Origin of the sequence: Melghiribacillus thermohalophilus, assembly GCF_004342905.1 — a bacterium.
GTDB lineage: Bacteria > Bacillota > Bacilli > Bacillales > Alkalibacillaceae > Melghiribacillus > Melghiribacillus thermohalophilus.
Window position 1 is genome coordinate 1 of sequence record NZ_SMAN01000020.1, and the last position, 22,079, is coordinate 22,079.

At 44.5% G+C, this 22,079-nt stretch carries 21 protein-coding genes and 1 pseudogene; 11 read left to right on the top strand and 11 right to left on the bottom strand.

Annotated features, from left to right (window positions below; all coding sequences use genetic code 11):
• Window positions 1-192: 192 nt before the first annotated feature.
• From EDD68_RS12155 to EDD68_RS15315, 3 genes are all read left to right on the top strand, one after another.
• Complete coding sequence (locus EDD68_RS12155; protein ID WP_207902588.1) at window positions 193-708, top strand: TnsD family Tn7-like transposition protein; 516 nt, start codon at window positions 193-195, stop codon at window positions 706-708.
• 1 nt (window position 709) lies between these two features.
• Entirely contained in the window at window positions 710-1,192 is a 483-nt protein-coding gene (locus EDD68_RS12160) for a Mu transposase domain-containing protein (RefSeq protein WP_132372568.1), read from the top strand.
• Between the two features lie 91 nt (window positions 1,193-1,283).
• Window positions 1,284-1,535: a hypothetical protein gene (locus tag EDD68_RS15315; protein WP_165902173.1), complete on the top strand. Its 252-nt coding sequence runs from the start codon at window positions 1,284-1,286 to the stop codon at window positions 1,533-1,535.
• A gap of 86 nt (window positions 1,536-1,621) precedes the next feature.
• Here the strand turns inward: EDD68_RS15315 and EDD68_RS12175 are convergent.
• Window positions 1,622-2,742: pseudogene (locus EDD68_RS12175) on the bottom strand (helicase-related protein); the annotation flags it as partial.
• Between EDD68_RS12175 and EDD68_RS12180 the strand changes: the two are divergent.
• Both EDD68_RS12180 and EDD68_RS12185 read left to right on the top strand, forming a co-directional pair.
• The gene (locus tag EDD68_RS12180; protein WP_132372570.1) at window positions 2,721-3,185 is read left to right on the top strand and encodes a hypothetical protein; all 465 of its coding nucleotides are present in this window, start codon (window positions 2,721-2,723) and stop codon (window positions 3,183-3,185) included. The pseudogene EDD68_RS12175 and the gene EDD68_RS12180 overlap by 22 nt on opposite strands.
• A gap of 52 nt (window positions 3,186-3,237) precedes the next feature.
• On the top strand, window positions 3,238-4,419 hold the full coding sequence (locus EDD68_RS12185; RefSeq protein ID WP_243646862.1) for a recombinase family protein: 1,182 nt from the start codon (window positions 3,238-3,240) through the stop codon (window positions 4,417-4,419).
• Window positions 4,420-4,575: 156 nt separating this feature from the next.
• On the opposite strand, the gene rlmD is transcribed toward EDD68_RS12185, so the two are convergent.
• Window positions 4,576-5,964 carry a 23S rRNA (uracil(1939)-C(5))-methyltransferase RlmD gene (gene rlmD / locus EDD68_RS12190; protein ID WP_132372571.1) on the bottom strand — a complete coding sequence of 463 codons (1,389 nt, stop codon included), beginning with the start codon at window positions 5,962-5,964 and terminating at the stop codon, window positions 4,576-4,578.
• Window positions 5,965-6,133: 169 nt separating this feature from the next.
• On the opposite strand from rlmD, the gene EDD68_RS12195 reads away from it, so the two are divergent.
• The 5 genes from EDD68_RS12195 (at window position 6,134) to EDD68_RS15325 (ending at window position 8,160) form a co-directional block, all read left to right on the top strand.
• Entirely contained in the window at window positions 6,134-6,313 is a 180-nt protein-coding gene (locus EDD68_RS12195) for a hypothetical protein (RefSeq protein ID WP_132372572.1), read from the top strand.
• Complete coding sequence (locus EDD68_RS12200) at window positions 6,306-6,884, top strand: Fic/DOC family protein (protein WP_132372573.1); 579 nt, start codon at window positions 6,306-6,308, stop codon at window positions 6,882-6,884. The genes EDD68_RS12195 and EDD68_RS12200 overlap by 8 nt, the downstream gene beginning before the upstream one ends.
• A 102-nt stretch (window positions 6,885-6,986) precedes the next feature.
• The gene (locus EDD68_RS12205; protein ID WP_132372574.1) at window positions 6,987-7,523 is read left to right on the top strand and encodes an ATP-binding protein; all 537 of its coding nucleotides are present in this window, start codon (window positions 6,987-6,989) and stop codon (window positions 7,521-7,523) included.
• Window positions 7,524-7,679: 156 nt separating this feature from the next.
• The gene (locus tag EDD68_RS15320; protein WP_165902174.1) at window positions 7,680-7,847 is read left to right on the top strand and encodes a hypothetical protein; all 168 of its coding nucleotides are present in this window, start codon (window positions 7,680-7,682) and stop codon (window positions 7,845-7,847) included.
• Window positions 7,848-8,022: 175 nt separating this feature from the next.
• On the top strand, window positions 8,023-8,160 hold the full coding sequence (locus EDD68_RS15325) for a hypothetical protein (protein ID WP_165902175.1): 138 nt from the start codon (window positions 8,023-8,025) through the stop codon (window positions 8,158-8,160).
• Window positions 8,161-8,499: 339 nt separating this feature from the next.
• On the opposite strand, the gene EDD68_RS12210 is transcribed toward EDD68_RS15325, so the two are convergent.
• The 8 genes from EDD68_RS12210 to putP all read right to left on the bottom strand — a co-directional run bounded on the left by EDD68_RS12210 (window position 8,500) and on the right by putP (window position 19,280).
• A complete protein-coding gene (locus tag EDD68_RS12210; RefSeq protein ID WP_132372616.1) occupies window positions 8,500-9,387 on the bottom strand; it encodes a diacylglycerol kinase in 888 nt (295 codons plus the stop codon).
• Window positions 9,388-9,607: 220 nt separating this feature from the next.
• Window positions 9,608-11,038: an Asp-tRNA(Asn)/Glu-tRNA(Gln) amidotransferase subunit GatB gene (gatB, locus tag EDD68_RS12215; protein ID WP_132372575.1), complete on the bottom strand. Its 1,431-nt coding sequence runs from the start codon at window positions 11,036-11,038 to the stop codon at window positions 9,608-9,610.
• Window positions 11,035-12,510 (bottom strand): Asp-tRNA(Asn)/Glu-tRNA(Gln) amidotransferase subunit GatA, encoded by a 1,476-nt coding sequence (gatA, locus tag EDD68_RS12220; RefSeq protein WP_132372576.1) that lies wholly within the window; start codon window positions 12,508-12,510, stop codon window positions 11,035-11,037. Before gatA ends, gatB begins: the two co-directional genes overlap by 4 nt.
• 12 nt (window positions 12,511-12,522) lie before the next feature.
• Window positions 12,523-12,813 (bottom strand): Asp-tRNA(Asn)/Glu-tRNA(Gln) amidotransferase subunit GatC, encoded by a 291-nt coding sequence (gatC, locus tag EDD68_RS12225; RefSeq protein ID WP_132372577.1) that lies wholly within the window; start codon window positions 12,811-12,813, stop codon window positions 12,523-12,525.
• Window positions 12,814-13,094: 281 nt separating this feature from the next.
• On the bottom strand, window positions 13,095-14,378 hold the full coding sequence (gene aceA / locus EDD68_RS12230; RefSeq protein WP_132372578.1) for an isocitrate lyase: 1,284 nt from the start codon (window positions 14,376-14,378) through the stop codon (window positions 13,095-13,097).
• Between the two features lie 21 nt (window positions 14,379-14,399).
• On the bottom strand, window positions 14,400-15,989 hold the full coding sequence (gene aceB, locus EDD68_RS12235) for a malate synthase A (protein ID WP_132372579.1): 1,590 nt from the start codon (window positions 15,987-15,989) through the stop codon (window positions 14,400-14,402).
• A 668-nt stretch (window positions 15,990-16,657) separates the two neighbouring features.
• Entirely contained in the window at window positions 16,658-17,479 is an 822-nt protein-coding gene (locus EDD68_RS12240) for an arginase family protein (RefSeq protein ID WP_132372580.1), read from the bottom strand.
• A gap of 316 nt (window positions 17,480-17,795) precedes the next feature.
• Entirely contained in the window at window positions 17,796-19,280 is a 1,485-nt protein-coding gene (gene putP / locus EDD68_RS12245) for a sodium/proline symporter PutP (protein ID WP_132372581.1), read from the bottom strand.
• A 265-nt stretch (window positions 19,281-19,545) separates the two neighbouring features.
• Here putP and EDD68_RS12250 point away from each other — a divergent pair, with 265 nt between their 5' ends.
• Window positions 19,546-20,313, top strand: coding sequence for a hypothetical protein (locus EDD68_RS12250; protein WP_132372582.1), 768 nt, complete (start codon window positions 19,546-19,548; stop codon window positions 20,311-20,313).
• A 129-nt stretch (window positions 20,314-20,442) separates the two neighbouring features.
• On the opposite strand, the gene pruA is transcribed toward EDD68_RS12250, so the two are convergent.
• On the bottom strand, window positions 20,443-21,993 hold the full coding sequence (gene pruA / locus EDD68_RS12255; RefSeq protein WP_132372583.1) for an L-glutamate gamma-semialdehyde dehydrogenase: 1,551 nt from the start codon (window positions 21,991-21,993) through the stop codon (window positions 20,443-20,445).
• Window positions 21,994-22,079: the final 86 nt, after the last annotated feature.

Sequence of the window (22,079 nt, forward strand, 5' to 3'; positions counted from 1 at the left end):
AAAATTCATCATGTGGTCTTCGGGATGATGAAACGAAAAAAAAACGCAAATCTGCAGGATACCTTAGCTGCTTACACAAAATTCTTGACGTTACCCACCTTGAAGTTATTCAAAAAATGTACCAAAAAATTTCTTCACTCCTGATAAGATGAATTACGGAGAATTTATCAGGTGGATAAATGGGAAGTGTATATGAAAATTCGGCAACTGTTAGAACAAGGGTTCAGTAAAAAGAAAATTGCAGAAAAACTTGGAATTTCAAGGCCAACACTATATCGATATTTAAAGAAAAACCATCAGGAAATGGCGGATTGGATGAAGTCCATTCAAACCAGATCCAAAAAGCTGGATCCCTATCGAGATCAATTTTTAGGATGGTTAAAAGAACATCCAGATATATCTGCTGCACAGATAGAAGATTGGTTAAAAGAGAGACATCCCTCTCTACATGTGGCAGAGAGCACATTACGTGCCTATGTTCGCCAACTGCGGGCAGAGTATGATCTTCCAAAAGAAAAGAACCCGCGCACCTATGAAGCAGTACCCGAAAAAGGAATGAGGGAACAAGCACAAGTCGATTTTGGACTAACCACTCAAGATACACCCAAAAACCAAAAAGTAAAACTGTACTTTATTGCGTTTCAGCTGTCTCATTCTCGGTATAAATACATGGAGTGGCTAGATCGGAACCGCAGTCGTACAGGCTAGAGTGCGTCGCCCAAAAGATATACCAAGTGTGGAAGTGAATGTAGGAATCATTTCAACTTGGATTATTGCGGCTTTAATGAACCAAACATACTTTTCTATTCATGAGCTTAACGAGGCGATCCACCTTAAGTTAGAGACGTTTAACCAGAAACCTTTTCAGAAAAAAATAGGTAGTAGACAAACTGCTTCCCTGGAAGAAGAAAAGTTTGCCCTACTCCCCTTACCAACCAAACCATACGAATTAGCAACCTGGAAAAAAGCTATTGTACCTCTAGATTACCACATCATTGTTGACAAAAAACATTATTCCATCCCATATGAATATGTCAAGCACGAAGTGGATATTCGTATAACATCTAACCATATGCGAATCGCTTCACATGTGAGACTCAAAAGATACAAAGGAAACCTTTTCTACAATTCCAGAACACATGCCCGAGAACCACCGGATCTATATCGAGTGGGATCAGCAGCGAATTTATGAGTGGGCAGATCAAGCTGGGGAACATACCCAAATGGTCATGGAGGGGATATTCAATATCTCAAAAGTCGAATGCCAAGCACAAAAGATGTGCATGGGTATCGTTAAGCTGACAGACCGCTATTCATTGAATCGTCTCGAAGAGGCTTGTATGCAAGCTTCAGTTTATTCTACATCCCCCAAGTTAAACAGTATTAAACCATTTCGAAACATGGCAAGGATAAAAGTTTTGATTCGAAGACAGACCATCATAAAAATAATCGCTCAAGCTCTTTTGGCTTTACACGAGGAGCAACGTATTTTGGAGGAAAGAGAAATGACCAATGAAAATACAATTGCGAAATGAAATTAAATGAAATGAGAATGACTGGAATTACCAGGACTTATCTTTTGACGAACGATTTAGTTTATTGGTGGATGTAGAGTATGCCAGGCATCTTCAGGAGTATACTGCTGTATTTCTTTTGCCCATTCATCTACACTTTTTCCGTCAGAGAGTTCTGCTTTCCTTTTTCATCTAATCGCTGTTTGCGTTGCTGGATTTTCGCAGCCAGTTGCTCACGGATAAAGGCTTCCTCTTCTTCTGATGCTGCATTCGTTAAGGAGTTAACTAAGTCAATAATTTTGTAATTCTGCCGTTTAACGACCGGCTTCATTTCGGTATAATTTTGCAGTTTGTCATAAATACCTACTGCATCAAAAATATTAAAATGGGTCTTCCTGATCTCCGGACAAAGCCGTGTAGCCCGGCCCAACATCTGGTCATACAAGATACGGGACTGCACCCGGCGCAGGAATACGAGATTCGTAACTGCTGGCACATCAATCCCTGTTGTAAGAAGATCCACAGTAACCTCGATATTTGGAAGACGTTCATTCTTAAACTTTTTGATGGCATCTAACGGCTTGAAGATGGAGCCGGTGATTTTGATAATAGCCCCGTCTTCAATTTCGTCTCCATTCTCTTTGTAGGCTCCTTTTAATAAACGGACAACCATATTGACATGCTGATCTGTAGCAGCAAAGACTAATGTTTTTTCGTTGCCGGCCGGATCAATATACTCGGTTAACTTTCTTAGTACCATTCTGTTAAAAGGCTCAGTGATTACCTTTTTATTGAATTGATCCACATCAAAATGGAGGGAATCCTCCATCCTTTCTAATTGAACCTCACCCTTTTCCGGATCATACACCTGCACTTCTTCATCTTTTTCAAACGTAATCCCTGCTTCAGCTAACTCTGTTTTAAATAAATATGGAGGTTTATGATCAACTAAATAACCATCCAGAACCGCCTGACTGTATGAATATTTGAATATTGGCATGCCGAAAATTTCGGTCGTATGCAAGGCCGGAGTGGCGGTCAGCCCAAGACATGCCACATCAAAATAGTCTATTACCCTGCGATACTGGCTAATATAATCTTTTTGATCCCTGAACAGCAATTCCTCTTCGGTCATTTCACGGTCAGCCGTATATCCTCGGTGCGCTTCATCCACAATGATAAAATCATACTGGCCGACACTCGACAATGTTTCATGATCATTATAAAAGCAAAAACAGGTTTAAAGCCAAGGATAATTCTCCTAAAGGGAAAAAAGGGCAATATCTTGTTTATAAATGTAATACTTGTAAAACAGTGTTCAAAGCCGAGGATGTTCAAGCAGAAGTTTTACAAGACCTCAAGATTAAATGGACATCAAATCTGCATCAGTTAATTGAAAAAAGCAAGTCGGTCTTAACTGATTGGTCTAACACATTGCATACATGGAAAGAATCATTAAATCAAACAGAAGAATGCATACATTTAAACGAACTATACTTACAACAAAATAGTGAATCATCAGAGATGGGTAAAATCATCCAAATATCAAAAAAGATAGTTCGTGAAGAAAAAGCTAATATTACGACCAATAATTTTTATTCCTATGTAAATATAACGATCGAAAAGCTTAGTTCCCTTCCAAAAAGGGGCAGTAGAGCTGGATTGCGTTGAGTGATTTTTTTACAAGAGTGCCCCGGAAAACCAATTCAAGGAGGGAATGGTTTTGAAAAATAAAGGACAATACGTTAAACGAATTTATGCACAAGACAAAAATTTTGACTTTAACGCAATGTTTTATAGGTATATCGAAGAAAAAGGTTGGGACATATACGAATTATATATAGATGTCCAAACAGGTACTACAGCAAAGAGAGAAAGTCTCCAGAGGATGATTGAAGATGCTGAAGAAAAAAAGTTCGACGTTATTTTAGCGAAAGAACTTTCAAGACTAGCCAGAAATGGAGAACTTTCGTATAAAATTAAAAACTTATGCGAAAATAAAGGCATTCACATCATCACGTTAGATAATGCGATTAATACTTTAACAGGAAATACAAACATGTTTGTTCTTTACGCATGGATGTATGAACAAGAATCCCAACACACAAGTAACCGAGTGAAAGAGACCTTGCGCACCAGGGCAAAAAAGGGATTATTCAAAGGATCAATTCCTCCATATGGTTACTACCTGAAAGATGGAAAACTTTACATTAGAAATGACCATACCCCTAATGTGGTCAGACGTATCTATAATGAATATTTAAATGGGTGCGGGAGAGATAGCATAGCTAAAAGGTTATTTAATGAAGGAGTCCCTACACCAGCAGAAGTAGCCGGGAAGAAAAATGCTGGCGACAAATGGAATGAATCCACCATTAAATTCATCCTAACAAATCCACATTATGTGGGTGATTTAGTCTTAGGTCGTGAAACTACAGTAAGCGTAACAAATAAAAAGCGTAAGAAAGTTTCCAGGAAAGATCAAATCATTCACAGAAATACTCACGAAGCAATAATTTCTAGGGAAGTTTTCAACACAGTACAAGAACAACTTCAACTAAGATCCTCTAAATTCCCAGCACCTGAAAAACACCTATTTACCAATATCCTTTACTGCGCTGACTGCGGGAAGGGAATGTGGTATCGAAAAAACCGAAAAGGTTATATATGCGGTAACTATGCTAGACACGGTAAGAAGGCATGCAGTAGCCATATAGTGAAAGAAGAATTTTTAAAAGAAACCATCCTAACAGACATTAAAAAATTAGAGGCGGAGATTAATAAAGAAGAATATGTAAAACAACTGGAGGCAAAAAACAAAAAATCGAAAAGTTGGTTCAGCAAAAAAATGAACTGGAAACTTCTCTGGAAAGTGAACAGGTCTTCGAAAACATCGATAAATTGAAAAAGGAACTCCTTAACTTCCTTAATTTTGACAACTTAACACCTGAGGTATTGCATCACCTTGTCCATAAGATTGAGGTGTTTGCTGACGGAAACATTAAATTTATTTCCGTTTCTCTTCACCAGAGCCTGGCATAAAAAAGAAGCAGGAAACCGTTTAGGAACCTGCTTCTCCTTTTCGCACGATCTGCGATACGCACTCCACATGACTCGTCTGCGGGAACATGTCGACGGGCTGTACTTCTTTTGTTTCAAATCCGTGCTCCTCTAAAAATTTCAAATCCCGGGCCAGGGTGGATGGGTTGCAGGAGACATACACCACGCGGTCGGGCTGCATGTCCACGATGGCCTCGAGGAGTTTTTCATCACAGCCTTTGCGGGGCGGATCGACAACGATGACATCCGGCCGCAACCCCTGGGCTTTCCACCAAGGCATCACTTTTTCTGCTTCGCCTACAAAGAACTCTACATTGTCCATTCCGTTAAGCCTGGCATTCCGCTTCGCATCGTCCACTGCTTCCGGAACGACTTCGACGCCATACACTTTTTTCGCCCGCTGTGCGAGGAACAGGGAAATGGTGCCGATCCCGCAGTAGGCATCGATCACGGTTTCATCCCCGGATAGCCGAGCATATTCCAGCGCTTTGTTATACAGCTTTTCGGTCTGGGTCGGGTTCACCTGGTAAAAGGACCGGGCGGAGATGGCAAAACGGATGCCGCCGATTTCATCATAAATATATTCATCACCCCAGAGCACCCGGGTTTCCTCACCCATAATGACATTGGTCCGCTTCGGATTCACATTTTGAACAATGGATTTGACATTCGGAACAGCCTTGCGGATGCCTTCGATGATTTTTCTCTTATGGGGCAAATCCCGGGTTCGGGTGATCAGCACCACCATGATATCCTTCGTTTTCTGTCCGGTCCGTACCATGATGTGGCGCAGAACACCTCTATGTTTTTCCTCGTCGTACGGCTGGATGCCCGCTTTTTCCGCGATGATTCGCACCGTTTCTACCATGCGGTCATTGTCTTCATCCTGAATGAGGCAGGTATTCATGTCAATGATCCGGTGGCTCCGTTTCTGATAAAAGCCGGCCACGAGACCCCCTTCCCGCTCGCCAACGGGGATTTGCACTTTATTCCGGTAGCGCCAGGGCTCGTCCATGCCGATCACCGGGTGCACTGGCACATCGGTGATATGGCCGATTTTTCTTAATGCGTCGGTGACCTGTTTGTGCTTCATCTCCAGCTGCATGTGATAGCTCATATGTTGCAGCTGGCACCCGCCGCACTGGCGGTAGACCTCGCATTCCGGCTTCACCCGCTCCGGACTTTCTTCCGTCAGTTCCATCAGACGCCCGTAGCCGAAGTTTTTCTTGACCTTAACCACTTTTACTTTTCCCTTTTCCCCGGGGAGTGCATAAGGAACAAACAGCGGATATCCGTCAATTTTTCCCACACCGTTTCCTTCATGGGTTAAATCCGAGAATTCCAGCTCAATGATCTGATTTTTTTCAACTGGTGGTTTGGTTTTCGCCATGTTCATCTTCCTTTGACCGTTCTTGTTTGCTTAATGAATTGTATCATATGAAAGGGGATTTGACCTAATCAAACAGGAGTTTTTTGCTCATCCCTTCCGCTGTTCCTTTCAAACATATGGTAAAATAAAGATATTCTAATACGTTTTTTTAGAGGATGGGATGGGTGCCATGGAAGGAAAAAATGATGAGCTTTTTGAAAAAAATTTGAGCCAGGCTAAAGCTTCTTTGTTTCTGGAAGGACTGGAAGTGAAGGGACAAAATGAACAGCTTGTTCGGGATTACCTGCATGGTAAGCTGTCGAAAAAACAGTTTCACGAACAGCTATTGAGGAATATTGGCCATGAGTAACTATTGTTATCCTGACACCAATGTCCTGATCAATCTCGCCAATATACGTGATCTCGGAAAGCTGGAAACCTATGAAGCGGCTTATACTTTGCTCCGTTTAACGGAATTATACAAAAGCCCGATTACCGGATCCTTTGACGCAAAACATTTAAAGGACATTCATCGGTACATATTTCAAGACGTGTATCCCTTTGCTGGTGAATTCCGAACCGTGAACATCCAAAAAGGCTCATCCATATTTGCCCTGTATCCATTCATTGAATCTCAATTAAATCATCTTCTCAATGAGCTGCGCGATGAACAGTTCCTCAAAAATCTGGACAAAAACGAGTTCTCCGGTAGACTCGCCTATTACTTTGCCGAATTAAACGCCATCCATCCGTTTAGAGAGGGAAATGGTCGGGCAATCCGGGAGTTTATCCGATGTGTATCATGGCAGGCAGGATACACCATCGACTGGTCCCGTATGGACAAAGACCTTTATCTTCTCGCTTCCATTGAATCCATGACTTCATCGCCGGAAAAGTTGGCCCAGTTATTTTTTTCTTCGATTGCAGTTAGATTTTGTTAACAGCAAAAGAATTCGTCCATAATGGGATCGTTTGCTCTGTTTCCCGGAATCTGGAGGCAGAGAATGGACAAACAGGAATGAATCAAGCAATTGGAGAAGAGGATGGTTCTGCCAGATCGAGTAGAACAACCTGCTCTGTTTATGTTCTTCGGAGTTCCGGGAAGTGGAAAAACCACACTGGCCAGAAAGATTCAACAGTACTACCCTTCCGTCTTTGTATCCAGTGACGAAATTGCACAAACGTTTTACCTGGATCAGACCGATTTCTACCACTGGACCTTTGACATTTTCGATCATCTGGTTGAAAAGTATTTAATAGCTGGATATCACGTGATTGCTGACACCAATGCGGACAAATACACTATACGTCAATCTATGTACAAAATGGCGCATACCTGTGGTGCCAACGTGTTTTGTTTCTGGGTTCAGGCAAAGATGGATTCGCTGATCAAACGCCAGGAGGAACGGAAACAACGGCAGGATCAGCTGAGAAAAGAACATCTATTCTATGTACCGGAGAAGGAACTCCGCGAATATCAACAGGCACTGGAGCCGCCAAGAAAAGATGAAACAGTGTACATCATAGATGGTCAGCGTGATCTAGAAAATCAACTCAAGGACATTGGGCTCATGGCATAATTTTTGGAATGACGTATCAAATCTGAGTGATTTTGCTGAAAACTATTTCGTTTAGGGGGGCTTTTCTGCCCAATGAAGCAAAGGATGAACACGATGAAGATGAGTTGGCAGGAGGTTCAATCCATAGCCCAGGACTAGCATTTTCAAAAGTAGTTCATGATTTCAAACAGTAAAGAGTTGAGGGGATCTACACAGGGAAAGGGTTCTGACCGGTCACTGGTAATCATTCAAGTAAAGGACTTAGCCGGGCAGGTTATAATCTCCAGCACACCCGGAGTTGAATCAAGCGGTCAGGAACCAGGGATGGCGGATGGAAATGATTAACATAAAATCCGAACTTTATTCATTCGTACATGAATAAGTTCGGATTTTTTCTTCTCAACATGTTTCGTTATCTGCAGGCACGGGCAGGCTATCTTAGGGTAGCTCGTTAGGAATATTTGACTCGTGCTTTCCCGCATGAGCCTTTGCGTTTTGGCTACGTTTATTTTTTAAACTATTGCACTCGATCCCTGGGCGATTCCAGCTCCTATTTGGGCCATTGCGCTCTTATCTTGGGCCATTAAGCACCCGCTTTGGGCCGTTAGCTCCCCAGCTTGGGCCATCACGCGCTCACGTTGGGCCATTGCGCTCTTGACTTGGGCCGTCCCACCTCCTCCTTGGGCGATTGTGCTCTCGACTTGGGCCATTAAACACCCGCTTTGGGCCGTTAGCTCCCCAGCTTGGGCTGTCACGCGCTCACCCTGGGCCATCAGCGCTTCTCTTTGGGCCATACGCACACAATCCTTGGGCCGTCCGACTCCAACCTTGGGCCATTACACTCTTGACTTGGGCGGTTCCAGCTCCTAATTAAGCCATTGCACTTCTTATTAAAATTCAAAAAACCAGTCATGAATAACTGATCATGACTGGTTTTATCAAATTCATTCAAAAGGCCGAAATTATCCTATAAGTAAGCTTCTTTAAAAGTCACTTCTTATTCTTCCGGCACAAAAAATTCAATATGTTTATGGAGATTTACAAACTCGCCCGGAAGCAAGCCCCCGTATTCCCCATCGAGATTCAGCTGCATCTTTTCTTCGGTATACACTTTCACTTGGTTTGCCTGGGTGTAAATGACCTGCTTGTCATGGATGTGCTGTCCCCGTAACGCATGACTCGCCAGGCGGACAAATTCGGCGATGTTTGTCTTTTTTAAGATGATTAAATCAAACAGTCCATCATCCATCCTGGCTGCGGGAGCCAGCTTTTCAAAGCCGCCTACCGAATTTGAGTTTGAGAGCAAAAATAGCATAATATCTCCTTTAAAAAGTGTACCGTCATATTCGATTTCCACATAGGTTGGCCGGATTGACGGAAGCATTTCAATCCCTTTTAAGTAGTATGCGAGCTGTCCCAACATGGTCTTTAGCTTGCTCGGCACTTCATAGGTAAGCTCCGTCAGCTTTCCGCCGCCGGCAATATTTATAAAATACTGGTTATTGACACGCCCAATATCCAGAGCTCTGGTATGGCCTGCAATAATGACATCCAGGGCTTTGTGAATCCCTTTTGAAACACGGATTGCACGGGCGAAATCATTGGTAGTTCCCGCAGGAATAACGCCTAATTTTGGGCGGTTCGGCTTTTCCGCCAGTCCGTTAATCACCTCGTTAATGGTACCATCACCGCCTGCTGCGATGACAACATCAAACTGACGTTCAACGGCAACCTCTGCAGCCTTTGCAGCATCTCCTTCGCCTGTTGTCGCATGGGCAGATGCTTCGAATCCTGCTTCCTCCAGCCGGCGCAGTACTTCGGGAAGTTCTTTTTTAAATCCTTCCCTTCCTGACGTAGGATTATATATAATACGGGCACGTTTCATGGCATTCACCTTCATTGCAAAATCAATTTAAAAAGAAATGAGTCCTTTTCTATCATATATCTTTTGGAAGAATTTGAAAAGGGGGGAAGGCCAAGTTTGTAGAATTTTGGGGGAATTTAGGATATTTAATAGGAAGTGGAGTATCAGTGATTCGTAGTTTGCACGTTTATCCTATACTACAAGCCTCTGGAGCAGGGCTTCCAGAGGCTTGTAGCGTATTCTATCGTTTTTCAATTTCCTCTAAAATGATCTTGTTCACCATCTGCGGGTTGGCCTGTCCTTTTGTGGCTTTCATCACCTGACCGACGAGGAACCCGAGGGCACGGTCTTTACCGTTTTTGTAGTCTTCAATGGACTGCTGGTTTTCATCCAGGATTCCACCGATGATTTCTTTCAGCTTGCCCTCATCGGAAATTTGGACGAGTCCTTTTTCTTTAACAATCTTTTCAGGATCGCCGCCTTTTTCCACGAGTTCAGCAAATACTTTTTTCGCAATCTTAGAAGAAATCGTGCCTTTTTCGATCAGCTGAATCAGCCTGGCAAGGGCTTCCGGAGTCAGTGCCAGATCGTGAAGCTCTTTCTGGTGTTTGTTCATATAGCCAGACACTTCACCCATAAGCCAGTTAGAGGCTTGTTTGACATCGGCACCAGCTTGAATGGTTTCTTCAAAGAAGTCGGACATTTCTTTCGTGCTGGTGAGTACGCCGGCGTCATAAGCCGGTAGCCCCAGGTCTTCGATGTACCGCTTTTTGCGGGCATCTGGAAGCTCAGGGATTTCAGCACGGATGCGCTCTTTCCATTCGTCATCAATGTAGAGCGGAACAAGGTCTGGTTCCGGAAAGTAACGATAGTCATCGGAACCTTCCTTCACGCGCATCAGGATCGTTTCTTTGGATTGCTCGTCATAGCGGCGGGTTTCCTGACGAATTTGACCGCCAGACAGTAGCACTTTGCGCTGGCGCTTTTCTTCAAACTCCAGTGCTTTTTGCACAAAGTTGAACGAGTTCAGGTTTTTCAGCTCGGTTTTAACCCCGAATTCCTTCTGGCCGATTGGGCGAAGGGAAATGTTGGCGTCACATCGCAGGGATCCTTCCTCCATCTTACAGTCGGAAACGCCGGTGTACTGAATAATGCTTTTCAGCTTTTCTAAGTAGGCATACGCTTCTTCAGGGGAACGCATGTCCGGTTCCGATACGATCTCGATGAGCGGGGTTCCCTGACGGTTAAAGTCAACCAGGGAATAACCGTCATCGGAGTGGGTCAGCTTTCCGGCATCTTCTTCCATGTGAATGCGGGTAATCCCAATTTTTTTCTTCTTGCCGTTTACTTCGATTTCAATCCAGCCGTTTTCTGCCAGGGGCTCATCAAACTGGGAGATCTGATAGGCTTTCGGGTTGTCCGGATAAAAATAGTTTTTCCGGTCAAACTTTGTAAAGCTTGCAATTTCACAGTTTAGAGCCATGGCTGCTTTCATGGCAAAGTTTACGGCTTCCTCATTTAATACAGGCAATACCCCGGGGTAGCCAAGGTCAATGGGGTTTACGTTTGTATTCGGTTCTGCTCCAAAGGCGTTTGGGCTCGGGCTGAAAATTTTTGAGTTTGTTTTTAGTTCCACGTGCACTTCTAATCCGATAATGGTTTCAAAGTTCATTTCCCTGCACCTCCCAGCTGAGGTTGTTGCTTATGGAAATCCGTCGCCTGTTCAAAGGCATAGGCAGTCTGATAAACGGTCTGTTCGTCAAAATGCCTGCCGATAATCTGCAGGCCAATCGGCAGCCCTTCGCTGGAGAAACCGCATGGCACGGAGATTCCCGGAACACCGGCCAGGTTCACCGGAATCGTTAAAATATCGTTGGCATACATCGTTAATGGATCATCAATCTTTTCACCGACTTTGAAAGCTGGAGTTGGTGTGGTCGGTCCGATGATCACATCGTAGTCTTCAAATACGTTTTCAAAATCTTGTTTAATTAAGGTGCGGACTTTTTGCGCCTTTTTGTAGTAAGCATCATAGTAGCCGGAACTTAAGGCAAAGGTTCCTAGCATGATACGGCGCTTAACCTCGTCTCCAAATCCTTCGCTTCTGGACAGTTTGAACATGTCGATCATGTTTTCCGCTTTTTCCGAACGTACTCCATAACGGACACCGTCGAAGCGGGCCAGATTGGCAGAAGCTTCAGATGATGCAATCAGGTAGTAGGTTGCTACGGCATATTTGGAGTGAGGGAGAGACACTTCTTCCCATTCTGCTCCAAGGGATTCGTAGACTTTTAAGGCTTTTCGTACGGCTTCCCTTACTTCCTCCGAAACCCCTTCGCCGAGGTATTCTTTCGGAACCGCAATTTTCAGGCCTTTCATGTCTTTCTCAAGATGTTCGCTGTAAGCAGGCACCTCAACATTGGCGCTGGTAGAATCCATATGGTCATGACCGGCGATCACCTCTAGAAGACGGGCATTGTCTTCAACGGTTCGGGTGATCGGTCCAATCTGATCTAATGAGGATGCAAAGGCGACCAGTCCAAAACGGGATACCAGTCCGTATGTCGGTTTCATTCCGACAACTCCGCAGAAGGCTGCTGGCTGACGGATGGAACCTCCAGTATCTGAACCTAACGCAAAAAATACTTCCCGGGATGCAACCGCTGCTGCCGAACCGCCACTGGAACCCCCTGGTACATAATCGGTATTCCACGGGTTGCGGGTCGCCATATAACCGGAGTTCTCGTTAGATGAACCCATAGCAAACTCGTCCATGTTTAATTTTCCAATGGTAATGGCCTTCGCTTCCTTTAATTTTTGCACAACGGTTGCGTCATATAATGGATCATTGAAGTTGTCCAGAATTTTGCTGGCACAGGTCGTGCGCAGCCCTTTCGTCACGATGTTATCTTTCAGTCCGACCGGCATTCCAAAAAGAGCTCCATTCCCTGACTGAGCTCCATCCCGGTCAAATTCATCAGCCTGTTTGAGGGCCTCTTCCTTATTCAAGGTTAAAAATGCTTTGATTTGATCGTCTACTTCTTCAATCCGCCTGTAAGATTCATCGACTAATTCACGGACGGAAACTTCTTTTTTATGTAAAAGTTCCTGAATATCTTTCAGCTTATGGTCAAATAACGACATGGAAATCCCTCCTTATTCCAGGATTGATGGTACACGGAACTGTCCGTCTTTTTTGTCCGGTGCATTTTTCAATGCTTCTTCCTGAGTAATCCATTGTTTTGGTTCATCTTTTCTGAGCACATTTTTTAAGTCCAGTACATGGGTAGTCGGTTTGACATGGTCGGTATCCAGTTCATTCAGCTGTTCAGCGTAATCAATAATGGCACTCAGCTGTTTTGTAAACATTTCAGCTTCTTCTTCCGTAATGGCCAGGCGCGCCAGATGGGCCACGTGTTTCACCTGTTCTTTAGAAATTTCAGACATCCCTTTCACCTCCAACTTTTCGTCGAACCCTCACAATACTATTGATAATAGCAAACGATGAACAGAAAAAGCAACTTTTCTCATACTTTACTATTTTACCACGTTTCAGTATGGGGAATAAGCGAAAAAAAGTTGTCAGATCCATCTTTTCTTGATATCTTTGAGCTAACCAGGGGGAAGTGTAACAGAGGAGACGTTCGATGATAAAAAAACCTCCCCTTTATGCGGAAGGGGAGGTTTGTGCAGAAAGTTCTGGTGAAATAACCTTGTAAGCCAAATCCTCAGGAAGATGAAACAAATTGTTCTTCTTCTGTTGATCCTTTCAGGGCTGTCGTGGAAGAAGTTCCGCCGGATATGACCATCGATACCTCATCAAAATATCCGGTTCCCACTTCCCTCTGGTGCCTGGTTGCGGTGTAACCATCTTTTTCACTTGCAAATTCAGCCTGCTGCAATTCGGAATAGGCAGCCATTCCCCGCTCCTTGTATCCTTTTGCAAGGGTAAACATGCTGTGATTGAGAGCGTGGAATCCTGCCAGGGTAACAAACTGGAATTTGTACCCCATTTTGCCCAGTTCATTCTGAAACTCTTCAATCGTTTGATTATCCAGATTTTTTCTCCAGTTAAATGACGGTGAACAGTTATAGGCCAGCATTTTATCCGGATACTTTTCATGAATGGCTTCTGCAAACCGTCTGGCTTCCTCGAGATCCGGCTTTGCTGTTTCACACCAGATGAGATCCGCATATGGGGCATATGCCAGTCCCCGTGCAATCGCCTGATTCAGCCCGGCTTTTGTCCGGTAAAATCCTTCCGGTGTACGCTCGCCGGTAATAAATTCATGATCATATGGATCGACATCACTGGTGACCATATCGGCTGCATTAGCGTCTGTCCGCGCAATAATGATGGTCGGAACACCCATGACATCGGCTGCAAGGCGTGCAGAAACTAAGTTACGAACCGCATTCTGAGTTGGCAGCAAAACTTTTCCTCCCAGATGTCCGCATTTTTTCTCTGAGGAAAGCTGGTCTTCAAAATGAACACCGCTGGCTCCCGCTTCAATCATGCTCTTCATCAATTCAAACACATTCAGCTGTCCCCCAAAACCGGCTTCGGCATCGGCCACAATCGGCTGGAACCAGTCAATGGAGCTGTCCTCTTCAAGGTGATGGATCTGATCGGCACGCTGAAGGGCCTGATTGATACGTTTGACCACATGGGGAACACTGTTTGCCGGATACAGGCTTTGATCCGGATACATCTGTCCAGCCAGGTTGGCATCTGCTGCAACCTGCCAGCCGCTTAAATAAATTGCTTTAAGTCCTGCTTTTACCTGCTGAACTGCCTGATTCCCCGTTAATGCGCCAAGGGCATTGATATAATCTTCATGTTGTAAATAATTCCACAGTTTTTCTGCCCCATGCTTCGCCAGCGTATATTCAATATCAATGGAACCGCGAAGTTTAATGACATCCTCTGCGGAATACGGGCGCTTGACTCCTTTCCAGCGTTCATCATTTCTCCAGCTTTCTTCCAGTTTTTTCACTCTTTCATCAGTCATCCTATATCCTCCCTTATCTATTTAAAGAATTTCATAACCTGGCAATGTTAAAAACTCCACAAACTGATCGTCTAAAATCAAACGGTCAAACAGCTCCACGGCTTCTTCAAACCTGCCCTTTTCAAAGGCTTCTTCCCCGACCTGCTGTTTGATTTTTTCCATTTCTTCATTTTTAAGCTGTTCGTACAGTTCCACCGTCACCTTTCTTCCGTCTGCTAAGACCCCCTTCGGATGGCGGATCCACTGCCAGAGCTGAGCCCTTGAAATTTCTGCAGTTGCTGCATCTTCCATCAGGTTGTTGATCGGTGCTGCTCCCCTGCCATGGAGCCAGGAAGCCATATACTGGATGCCCACGCTGATGTTCATGCGTACACCCTCTTCGGTAATATCCCCTTCTGGAACCTCAAGGAGATCGTCCCCTGTCACCGTTAAATCTTCCAGCGTCTTCGTTTCGATCTGATTCGGTGTTTTCATCTCCTTATTGAACACTTCCATGGCCACAGGTACCAGTCCCGGATGGGCGACCCACGTCCCGTCATGGCCGTCTTTAGCCTCCCGCTCCTTATCGGCCCTGACTTTCTGGAAAGCCGCTTCATTGGCCTCCGGGTTGTTTTTGACGGGAATCTGGGCAGCCATCCCACCGATTGCCGGTGCTTTACGTTTGTGACAGGTTTGAATCGTTAACAGCGAGTATGCCCGCATAAACGGCACCGTCATCGTAACCTGTGATCTGTCAGGCAAAATGACATCTGGATGATTGCGAAATTTTTTCAGATAGCTGAAAATGTAATCCCAGCGCCCGCAGTTAAGCCCGGCAGAATGTTCCTTTAATTCATACAAGATTTCATCCATTTCAAAGGCTGCCAGAATCGTTTCAATGAGAACCGTCGCTTTAATCGTTCCCTGAGTGATTCCCACATATTTCTGGGCAAACGTAAACACATCATTCCACAGCCGGGCTTCCAGATGACTTTCCAGCTTCGGCAAATAAAAATAGGGACCTGTTCCTTTTTCAATTAATGATTTGGCGTTGTGGTAGAAAAACAGTCCGAAATCGAACAGGCTTCCGCTGATGGGTTGATCGTCCACCAGCACATGTTTTTCCTCCAAATGAAGCCCCCTGGGCCGGACAATGAGAACCGCTGTTTCATCGTTCAACTGGTAGGACTTTCCTTTGTCTTCAAACGTAATCGTTCCATTTACCGCATCCCTCAGGTTCAATTGCCCCTGGATCATATTATCCCAGGTCGGGGATGAGGCATCCTCAAAACAGGCCATGAACATTTTCGCTCCAGAATTCAGTGCATTGATAATCATTTTACGGTCTACCGGGCCGGTAATTTCCACCCGGCGGTCCTTTAAGTCTTCGGGAATCGGAGCGATGGTCCAATCACCTTCCCGAATATGTCTGGTTTCCGGCAAAAAATCAGGCTTTTTCCCCTGGTCAAATTCCTGCTGGCGCTTATGCCTGTTCTGCAAGAGTTCTTTTCGGCGTCTTCCAAAGTTGCGTTCCAGTTCCGCTATAAACTTGAGAGCATCTGAAGTTAATATTTCTTCATAGCCCGGGCGAATGTCTCCCACAACTTTGACCTCTGCTGCCTGTGTAGCCAAACGATCACCCCTTTTGTTATATTACACATTTTACTTATTCGATTGTATTATATAACAGTACATGCATAATTGAAACCTTTTTAAGAAAAAAATTCAGAAAAGTTTCGACACAGATCAGGAATAGCGATGTTTTTTAGGTTTTAAAGCTAAAATGAGAGGGTCCAGGTCTTTTCCGGGGAAGATCATTAGCTGATTTAATGGGGGGCAGCAAATACTTATTCAATCAAGTTCTGACGTTCGGGTGGGAGGTCTGATTTTCAGCTTTCAGGGCCTGATATACATCGTGTTAGGAAGTACCGGGAATCCTTATGTTCAAACTGCCCATCCTCAATTTCTCAGGCGTGAGATCTGGTTATTCGTATTTTTTAGGAATGGTTCCCTTTTTCCTTACAAGAAAAAGATTAAAGTGCCCCACTTATCCACGAAGGATGCTGAGGGACACCCGAAGAGTCGGTCTCCTTTTTTTCGATGGTGTCTAAGCAACTTTAAGGTCGATGTTGGAAGTTCGGGGGGCATTGACGAATATAATGCTGCGATTTTGCTTAAACAGCTTAAGTGAATGGGGGTGAAAGCTCGACCAATACTACAGACATTTACGATTTCCTTGACAATCAAATTTCCCTGCTGCTTAACGCTGGCAGCAGGGGCGACGATGACAGATCATAGATTCAGGAAACATGGTCTAAACATGTTTGGAGGATTTTCAGATTGGCGTGTTCGTTTTTTTCTATGTAAAGCTTTTTTTCCGGTTTAAACCGTTCCAGGGGATCTGCTGTCATTTCCCCGCATACATCTACACCGCACACACTCTTCTTTCGGATCAGGATTTCCAGTGCCGTCAGCAACTCTGTCAGAGTCATTTGACCCTGATCCCAGTTTGTCAATACTTCCTTTTGATTTAGCACATCTTTATCAATACTGATATAAATATTTTTAGTGGGTATGAGGGAAAGAATCGTTCGCATTGCTCGATGAATGCCTTGAGAAGTTATAGAAGTTGTTGTGTGTATGTAATCCAGTGTTCTGGTATGAGATGACGTATATGGAGTATAAGCTACTTTCGGACGAAGTGATTCCGGTATGTTTGAGAAAGATATAGGACTGGCACCGATGACGACGGTTTTTTTCAAGTTAGGCAGGTTTAGGGCATTGTTTACCCAGGATCCGCATGAGAGGAGATTTTGTGAAGGAGAATCCAGCATATCAGAGTGATTATCAAACAGGATCAAAGAAAAAGGTTGTTCGATCTCCGACAGAAGAGCATAGGAGACATAATGATAGTCTCCGCTTCCAACAAAGGTGATTCCCCTTTGCCCGCGTTTCGACAGACGGCTCCGAATTTGTTGAAGTGCGTTCCAGTCACAAAATTTTTTCGTTGAGGGGATATCGTTCAATTCAATCGTTTCATGGGGAATTTTCATCAACCATTGCTGGGATTCAATCGAATGGTCAAAATCGAGAATAGTTACTCCCCTTTTTACCAGCCCCATTGATGATCACACTCCTTTTTTCAGGAAAGTTCGATCATTGCAGATTTGCGGCATTTTTCCTGGGAAGTATCGATGAACATTTTTCTGTTAATTCAACTATAAGCCATTCCGTCAGATTGAACAATGGATTTGCTTCGTGGATTCTGAACGTTTTTTAGCCTCTGTATGCTCTTAACAAAGAACGAGTGTTTCGAGGTAGACATACGATTACGTCTGTGGTAACCACTGTATGCTCTTTTCAAAAAAACGCCTGGAATCCCGGGATGTTGGTTTTCCGGGACCAGGCGTTTACTAGACATGCAAATGTTTGATTTCTTTAGCTGTTTCGGGCAATATCACGTGCTTTTTCAAATTCGTCCTGAATTTCCTGTGGCGGTTCTTTATCGGCTAAACTGACCAGGACAGTGACAATAAGATTAAATACAAATCCCGGGAAAATTTCATATAGGTCAAATAATCCTCCCTTAGCCTCGTACCAGAGGAACACAGTGACTGCACCCACGATCATACCTGCAACCGCACCATTCCTTGTAATCCTTTTCCAGAAGAGTGAAAGGATGATGATCGGACCAAATGCAGCACCGAATCCTGCCCATGCATAACTAACCAGATCAAAAACGGAGCTTTCCGGGCTGTAAGCCATCCAGATTGCAACAAGTGCAATGACCAGTACGGAAAGACGTGCCACAACCACTAATTCTTTGTCTGAAGCACTTCTTCGGATAAATCCTTTGTACAAGTCCTCTGCTACAGCTGAAGATGAAACAAGCAGCTGAGAGTCAATGGTACTCATAACAGCTGATAAAATCGCTGCCAGTAAAATTCCGGCAATAACCGGATGAGACAATAACTGTGAAAGAACAATAAAGATAATTTCAGAATCAAAGTTTGCCATATCAATTCCGGTGTCTACCGTAGACAGGTAGGCATAGCCCGCAATCCCGGCAAAAATTGCACCATACAAGCCAAGCACCATCCAGGTGATTCCAATAAAACGGGCTTTGCCTACATCCTTATGGGATCTCATTCCCATAAAACGGACGATAATATGCGGCATCCCAAAGTAACCGAGCCCCCACCCAAGTGAGGATAAAATGGCGATTACGCCAACCCCGGATACCATATTAAGATGATCTGGATTGAGATCACCTACAATATTCATGGTTTCATTCCAGCCGCCAAGTTCATTAATAGCCAAAATCGGCAAAATAATCAGTGCAAAAAACATTAAAATACCCTGAAAAAAGTCTGTCCAGCTTACTGCTATAAACCCGCCTAAAAATGTATAGGCGATAATGACAGCTGCTCCAATCCAGATACCCTGCTCATACGTAAGATCAAAAGCTGAGGTAAAAAGCTTTGCGCCCGCGGTCATTCCAGATGCAGTATAAACAGTAAAAAACACAATAATAACCAGCGCGGAAACTAAGCGCAAAATATGCGAGTTGTCGCGGAATCGATTTTCAAAAAAGTCAGGAACAGTAATAGAATCATTGGATACTTCCGTGTAAATCCGTAAGCGTTTAGCTACAAACTGCCAGTTTAAATATGCACCAGTCGCCAAACCGACCGCAATCCAGGCCTCAGAAAATCCAGCTGCGAACAGTGAACCTGGGAGACCCATTAACAGCCAGCCGCTCATATCCGAAGCACCAGCACTTAATGCGGCTACTCCTGGTCCGAGTCTTCTTCCTCCGAGGAAATAGTCAGATAAGTTACTGGTTAGTCGATAGCCTATGATTCCAATGGCAAGCATTCCAGCCAGATAAACAATAAACGTAATTAACGTTGCTGAATCCATCAGCTCTCGTCACCCCTATCCGTAAACATTGTAATCAAGGATAAAACGATCAATAAAGGCATAGGAACAAATAACCAGAATAGTGTCGCTGCTGATAATCCCAATGTTCAAACCTCCTTCATGAGTTATCGATACCATTTATATCATATCCAAATAATTTAGAAATTTCAAAAACTTTTTCTGGAAATTATGTGATTTTTATAGGTTTATCAGGCATTGATTGTGGATAAAAAATAAGCGGTTTTTCCCGGGAAAAGTGTCATGATTGATTGTTGTACCAGTCTGCCTGAATTTTGATTTAGTGCATGTCGAGGTGTTAGCGTTCCTGCATGGGCCGTTAAGCACTCACGTTGGGCCATTAAGCACTCACGTTGGGCCGTCACGCGCTCACCTTGGGCCGTTAGCGCTCCTGATTGGGCCATTAAGCACTCACCTTGGGCCGTTAGCGCTCCTGATTGGGCCATCACGCACTCACGTTGGGCCGTTAGCGCTCCTGATTGGGCCATCACGCGCTCACCTTGGGCCGTTAGCTCCCCAGCTTGGGCCATTACGCATTCACTTTGGACCGTTAGCGTTCCTGATTGGGCCGTCGCGCATTCACCTTGGGCCATTACCCGTTCACGTTGTGCCGTTATCTCCCCAGCTTGGGCCATTACGCATTCACTTTGGGCCGTTAGCGTTCCTGATTGGGCCATTACGCATTCACTTTGGGCCGTTAGCGTTCCTGATTGGGCCATTACGCATTCACTTTGGGCCGTTAGCGTTCCTGATTGGGCCATCACGCACTCAGGTTGGGCCGTTAGCGCTCCTGATTGGGCCATTAAGCACTCACCTTGGGCCGTTAGCGCTCCTGATTGGGCCGTCACGCACTCACGTTGGGCCGTTAGCGCTCCTGATTGGGCCATCATGCGCTCACCTTGGGCCATTACGCACCCACTTTGGGCCGTTAGCGCTCCTGATTGGGCCATCATGCGCTCACCTTGGGCCGTTAGCTCCCCAGCGTAGGACGTCACGTGCTCAATTAAGGCAATGATTCCCGTTGTGTCTCAATCTCACCTAAAATAATAGATTACTTGCGTTTCTTATCCCTTAAAAAGCTGGATTAAAAAAAGACTGTCTCATAGACGAGAACGTTATGAGACAGCCCCTATCGACGATCAGATTATAGCATCTCAGAAGTGGTTTTCGCCTGCATATGCTGGATTAAGTAATCAGGTCCTCCTGCTTTAGAGTCAGTTCCGGACATGTTGAATCCGCCAAATGGATGATAACCTACAATCGCTGCTGTACAGCCACGGTTGAAGTACAGGTTACCAACATGGAAATCTTCACGTGCTTTTTCAAGATGCAGACGGTTATTGGTGATGACTGCACCTGTCAGGCCATATTCTGTGTTATTGGCAATCTCGATGGCTTCGTCAAATGTTTTAGCCTTTGTGAATCCAACAACTGGACCGAAAATCTCTTCTTGCATGATTGTTGCTTCTGGGTCTACATCAGCAAAAATAGTTGGTTTGATAAAGAATCCGTTGGAGTCGTCTCCTTCTCCTCCAGTCATCAGCTTTCCTTCTTTTTTGCCGATTTCGATGTATTTCATAATCTTTTTATAGGCACCATGATCGATAACCGGTCCCATGTAAGTATCACCGTTTGCAGGGTCTCCCACATTTACTTCTTTTTCCGTTTTTTCTACTACGCGTTTCAATAGATCATCATACACATCTTCAAGGGCTACAACGCGCGAGCAGGCAGAACATTTCTGTCCGGAGAATCCAAACGCCGAGTAGACGATAGCATCGGCAGCCAGTTCAAGATCCGCGTCGCTGTCTACTACAATGGTGTCTTTCCCGCCCATTTCAGCGATGACACGTTTCAGCCACTTCTGTCCTGGCTGAATTTTTGCAGCTTTTTCATAAATGCGGGTACCTACTTCACGGGACCCGGTGAAACTGATAAAACGAGTCTGTGGATGTTCGACCAGGTAGTCACCGATTTCAGAACCGCTTCCTGGAATGTAGTTGACAACACCCGCCGGCATGCCAGCTTCTTCAAGCACTTCTACGAACTTGTGAGCAATGACTGGTGTTAAGCTTGCAGGCTTCAGCAATACCGTGTTTCCGGACACCATTGGAGCTACAGTTGTCCCGCACATAATGGCAAACAGGAAGTTCCATGGTGGAATGGTTACCCCTACACCAAGCGGAATGTAGAAGAAACGGTTGTTTTCAATTTCACGGCTGTTTACAGGGAAGCCGTCTTTAATGCGCAGCATCTGACGTCCGTAATATTCCATAAAATCAATGGCTTCAGCTGTATCCGCATCAGCTTCTTTCCATGGCTTGCCGCCTTCTTTAACAAGAAGCGCAGAGAATTCATGCTTGTTTCGACGCACAATGGCAGCAGCACGGAATAAAATGTCGGCACGCATTTCCGGTTTGGTCTTGCGCCACCACTCAAAGGTTTCCGTAGCAACTTTCATCGCTTTGTCAGCTAATTCTTTATTGGCTTTGGATACATAGCCGATTACCTCATCGGGATTGGCAGGATTAAAGGACTTAATCTTTTCTTCTGTGTAAATTCGTTCGCCGCCAATAATCAACGGATACTCTTTGCCAAGCTCGCCTTCCACCTTTTTCAAAGCTTCTTCAAACGCTTTTCGGTTTTCTTCTTTTGTAAAGTCTGTTAATGGCTCATGGGTGTATGGAACTACCATGCCAAAACGCCTCCCTTAACTTCGATTAAAATTCACTTATTTGCCTGGTGGAGGCAAATAAAGCGTTTCCATGTATCATTCTACCC